This window comes from Pseudomonas sp. RW10S2, from assembly GCF_014268985.1.
GTDB classification, from domain to species: Bacteria; Pseudomonadota; Gammaproteobacteria; order Pseudomonadales; family Pseudomonadaceae; genus Aquipseudomonas; species Aquipseudomonas wayambapalatensis.
The window spans coordinates 1-4,553 of the sequence record NZ_JABWRO010000202.1; the positions used below are offsets into that span (position 1 = coordinate 1).

General features: G+C 62.1%; 4 protein-coding genes and 1 pseudogene. 2 read left to right on the forward strand and 3 right to left on the reverse strand.

From position 1 onward, the window contains the following. Nucleotides 1-18 precede the first annotated feature (18 nt). The 3 genes from cysB to HU729_RS24965 form a co-directional block, all read right to left on the reverse strand. Nucleotides 19-993 carry an HTH-type transcriptional regulator CysB gene (gene cysB / locus HU729_RS24955; protein WP_054895446.1) on the reverse strand — a complete coding sequence of 325 codons (975 nt, stop codon included), beginning with the start codon at nt 991-993 and terminating at the stop codon, nt 19-21. Between the two features lie 127 nt (nt 994-1,120). After that, a complete protein-coding gene (locus HU729_RS24960; protein ID WP_151924055.1) occupies nt 1,121-1,618 on the reverse strand; it encodes a universal stress protein in 498 nt (165 codons plus the stop codon). A gap of 97 nt (nt 1,619-1,715) precedes the next feature. Continuing rightward, nucleotides 1,716-2,663 (reverse strand): putative 2-dehydropantoate 2-reductase, encoded by a 948-nt coding sequence (locus tag HU729_RS24965; protein WP_186711868.1) that lies wholly within the window; start codon nt 2,661-2,663, stop codon nt 1,716-1,718. 118 nt (nt 2,664-2,781) lie between these two features. Here HU729_RS24965 and HU729_RS24970 point away from each other — a divergent pair. Together HU729_RS24970 and HU729_RS24975 are read left to right on the forward strand one after the other, a co-directional pair. After that, nucleotides 2,782-3,183 (forward strand): annotated as a pseudogene (locus tag HU729_RS24970) (PilZ domain-containing protein); the annotation flags it as partial. Nucleotides 3,184-3,435: 252 nt separating this feature from the next. Then, entirely contained in the window at nt 3,436-4,512 is a 1,077-nt protein-coding gene (locus tag HU729_RS24975) for a 3-deoxy-7-phosphoheptulonate synthase (protein WP_054895443.1), read from the forward strand. Nucleotides 4,513-4,553 lie beyond the last annotated feature (41 nt).

The following is a 4,553-nucleotide window of genomic DNA, read 5'->3' on the forward strand; positions in this document are numbered from 1 at the left end:
CCCCTGCCTCATGCCAACTCAGTGCACGGGCAGCTCAACCCCTTCGAACAGTTCTTCCAGCTCCTGCTTGTTGTGGCACTGGATCGCCTTGGCCATCACTTCGCGGGTCAGGTGCGGCGCGAACTTCTCGATGAAATCGCACATGAAGCCACGCAGGAAAGTGCCACGGCGGAAGCCGATCTTGGTGATACTGGCTTCGAACAGCTCGCTCGCATCCAGGCACACCAGGTCGCTGTCGAGCTTCGGATCGACCGCCATCTTCGCGACGATGCCCACACCCAGGCCCAGGCGTACATAAGTCTTGATCACATCGGCGTCTGCGGCGGTGAACACCACCTTCGGAGTCAGGCCGCGATGGTTGAACGCTTCGTCGAGCTTGGAACGGCCCGTGAAACCGAACACGTAGGTGACGATGGGGTACTCGGCCACCGCTTCGAGGGTCAGCTTCGGCAACTTGGTCAGCGGGTGCCCCTGGGGCACCACCACGCAACGATTCCATTTGTAGCACGGCATCATGATCAGGTCGCCGAACAGCTCCAGTGCCTCGGTGGCGATGGCGAAATCGACAGTGCCGTCAGCGGCCATCTCGGCGATCTGCATTGGCGAGCCCTGGTGCATGTGCAGGGATACTTCAGGGTACTGCTTGATGAAGTTGCTGATCACAGGAGGCAGGGCATAGCGGGCCTGGGTGTGGGTGGTCGCGATGGACAGCGTGCCCTTCTTCTCGTTGGAGAACTCCTGGGCGATCTGCTTGATGCTTTCGACCTTGCGCAGGATCTCGCCAGCAGTGGTGATGATGCGCTCGCCCGCCGGGGTGACGCGGGTCAGGTGCTTGCCGCTGCGGGCGAAGACTTCGACGCCCAGTTCGTCCTCGAGGAGACGGATCTGCTTGCTGATCCCGGGCTGAGAGGTGTACAGGCTCTGCGCGGTCGCGGAGACGTTGAGGTCATGGTGCGCTACTTCCCAGATATAGCGCAGTTGTTGAAGCTTCATAGATTCCCCTCGAATCAGCGGTAGGTCACCGGCTGCTGGCAGCGACGATTTATAACTATATTAGTGGTAAGAGAAATAAATCTAGAACTATTTTGTTACACCCCAAGGAAAAGACCTACCGCTAGCTTCAGACTTTCCTACGCCCCAAATGCTGTGCCAACGGCACCATGTACACCGGCACCGGTGACAGTTGCAGCAGCCGTACCGCTGTGCGGCCAATCGGCACATCGACACCCGCGCCCTCGGCATGGCTGCCGAAGATCAACAGGTCGACCGCCAGGCGCTGGGCCTGCTCCAGAATCACTTGCGCAGGATCCCCCTGGCGCACCCGCACGGCCTTGATCACCGCCAGATCGGCCGCCTCGCCCAATTCCTCGCGAAAATTTTCCAGCACCCGCTGCTCGATGTTGGCCATCACCGTGTTGACCCCCTGGGAGTGCAGGCGGTCGAGGGTCTGCTCATCGAGATAACTTTGCAGTAACGACTCGGCGAACTGGCCCATGGGTTCGACGGCGTGGATCACGTACAACTCTGCGTTGAAGGTCCGCGCCAGGGCCAAGGCGTGTTGCATGACGAAGGGCGCGTAGACGCCGAGATCGGTGGCGTACAGCATGGAACGGATCATTCGGCCTCCTCCACTGCCACGGGGGCAGAGCAAGCTACAGCTTAGCAGTGCCGTGGAGAGCCGCTTCGCCGTCCGGCGCAGCGGCCAGCCATACGCTTCAGCCCGCGCAGTTGCGCCGGTCGATGAACGCCAGCGCCTGGTACAGCGCTTCCATCTTCGGCAAGTGGCAACCGGCCTCGCGGGCACGGGCCAGGGGTTCGCCGTAGATCACCTGCAACTCCAGCGGCCGCTGCTGAGCATGATCGTGGTACATGCTCGGCCAGTAGTCAGGCATCTGCTCGGTGACCCGGAACAGGTGCTCGGCATAGCCTTCCGGCAGTGGATGCCCGCAGGCCCGTGCGCCCTCGACCACTTCGGCCATCAGCCCGCGAATCAGCGCGCGGCTGTCGGGGTCGCCCATCAGAGGCGTCGTGCTGGCCTGCAGCAACACCGACAGGCCGTTGTACGGCACGTTCCACACCAGCTTCTGCCAGCGCGCCTGAACGAGGTTGTCCATCGGCTGCGAGTCGCCCCCCGCAGCGCGGAACAATTCGGCGCCCTCGGCGACAATGGCTGCACCGCGGTCGTCGCTGGGGCCGCTGTGGTAACCCAGGTTGACCGCGCCCAGTGCCTGGTGGCGGATCACCCCGGGCGCTTCGCGGTTCACACAGATAAAGCACAGCCCCCCGAGCAGGTGCATGTCGTCGCGCAACGCGCCACGCAACTGCTCCTCGACGCCCAGGCCATTCTGCAGCAACACCACCTTGGCACCGGGCGCTCCCGCCTGGACGATCAGCGGCGCCAACTCGGCGTTACTGGTGGCCTTGGTGCCGATCAGCAACCAGTCGCACTGCGGCATGTCACTGGCCGAGGCATAGGCCTGGACCTTCATCTGCAGCTCTCCGTGCACGGCGCTGTTCAGGGTCAGCCCCTGCTCATGCACCACGCCATATTCGCTGCGCAGCAGAAAGTGCACGTCAAAACCGGCACGCGCCAGCATCAGCCCATAGAAGCCACCGATGGCACCGCTACCGATGATGCCGATGCGTTTGTTACGAGGATCCATACCGCTCTCCTGTCGAAGCGATGACTGTCTGTCCGATTTTCTTACAGTGAATCAGCCGGTTTGCGATCCTTCACTATACTCAGGCCATGAAGGTCAAATAATCGACACGGAGTCGACGATGTGTGGATTTCTGCCTCACCCTGACGGGATTCCGGTCGAGCTGAATCTTCGCCCGTCTCCCAGCCTGTTCCGTCGGCACCTGCATACCCTGGGGCTTGGCGGCATCGCTTGCAACCATCCGCGTGCCTACCGTCGCGGCACTGCAGTGGAAGTGGTCATTCCTTCATTGGGCGCACAGGCACGCTATGCCGGTTATGTTGCCTGGTGCCAGCGGCTGGATGCTGGCTACCGCGTGGGCATCGCCTTCACCGACGACCAGGCGCTGTTCGGCGCACGCATGGGTGAGCAGGTTTGCCATATTCATCATTACTGCCAACTGCACCAGCAACATGACCTGCAGGGCGAACAGGCGCAGGCGTTGGCACAGCAGTGGATCGCCCAGCACGGCGCCGAATTCTCCGAAGCAGCGCTGCTGGGCGAACACCCCCTGATGTCGCCGCGCTCGGCGAGCCCACTGCGCGATCCTTGTATCGCGATCGGCCTGCAAGGCAGCTCGCGCACGGGCAAGTCACCTTTTCAGCGCTGACAGCCCCCTGCCCATTGTCGCGCCCGATGTAACGCGCTAAGGTTCGGCTCCCCGCTGCGAACAATCTGCTGCTGGGCCGCACGGGGTTTGCTGGCGGCCGGCACCCGTGACCTGACGAGTAACACGATGGCTGATTTACCGATCGATGACCTCAACGTTGCCTCCAACGAGACCCTGATCACCCCCGATCAGCTGAAGAAAGAGATTCCCCTCAGCGCCAAGGCCCTGCAGACCGTGACTGCCGGCCGTGAAGTGGTGCGCAACATCCTCGACGGCAAGGACCATCGCCTGTTCGTCGTGATCGGCCCCTGCTCGATCCACGACATCAAGGCTGCCCACGAGTACGCCGACCGTCTCAAGGTACTGGCCGAAGAAGTCTCCGACACTCTCTATCTGGTCATGCGCGTGTATTTCGAGAAGCCTCGTACCACCGTAGGCTGGAAAGGCTTGATCAACGACCCCTACCTGGATGACTCGTTCAAGATCCAGGACGGCCTGCACATTGGTCGCCAATTGCTGCTGGACCTGGCCGAGAAGGGCCTGCCGACCGCGACCGAAGCCCTCGACCCGATCTCCCCGCAATACCTGCAGGACCTGATCAGCTGGTCGGCCATCGGTGCCCGTACCACCGAATCCCAAACCCACCGTGAAATGGCCTCGGGCCTGTCTTCGGCGGTCGGCTTCAAGAACGGCACCGACGGCGGCCTGACCGTGGCGATCAACGCCCTGCAGTCGGTGTCCAAGCCCCACCGCTTCCTGGGTATCAACCAGGAAGGCGGCGTGTCGATCGTCACCACCAAAGGCAACGCCTACGGCCACGTGGTGCTGCGTGGCGGCAACGGCAAACCCAACTACGATTCGGTCAGCGTTGCCCTGTGCGAACAGGACCTGGCCAAGGCCAAGATCAAGGCCAACATCATGGTCGACTGCAGCCACGCCAACTCCAACAAGGACCCGGCGTTGCAGCCGCTGGTGATGGAGAACGTCGCCAACCAGATTCTGGAAGGCAACCAGTCGATCATCGGCCTGATGGTCGAAAGCCACCTGAACTGGGGCTGCCAGGCCATTCCGAAAAACCTTGAAGACCTGCAATACGGTGTTTCGGTGACCGACGCCTGCATCGATTGGGCCGCCACCGAGAAGAGCCTGCGCAGCATGCACGCCAAGCTCAAGGATGTGCTGCCCAAGCGCCAGCGCGGCTGATACGCACGCAAACGAAAACGCCGGGCAATTGCCCGGCGTTT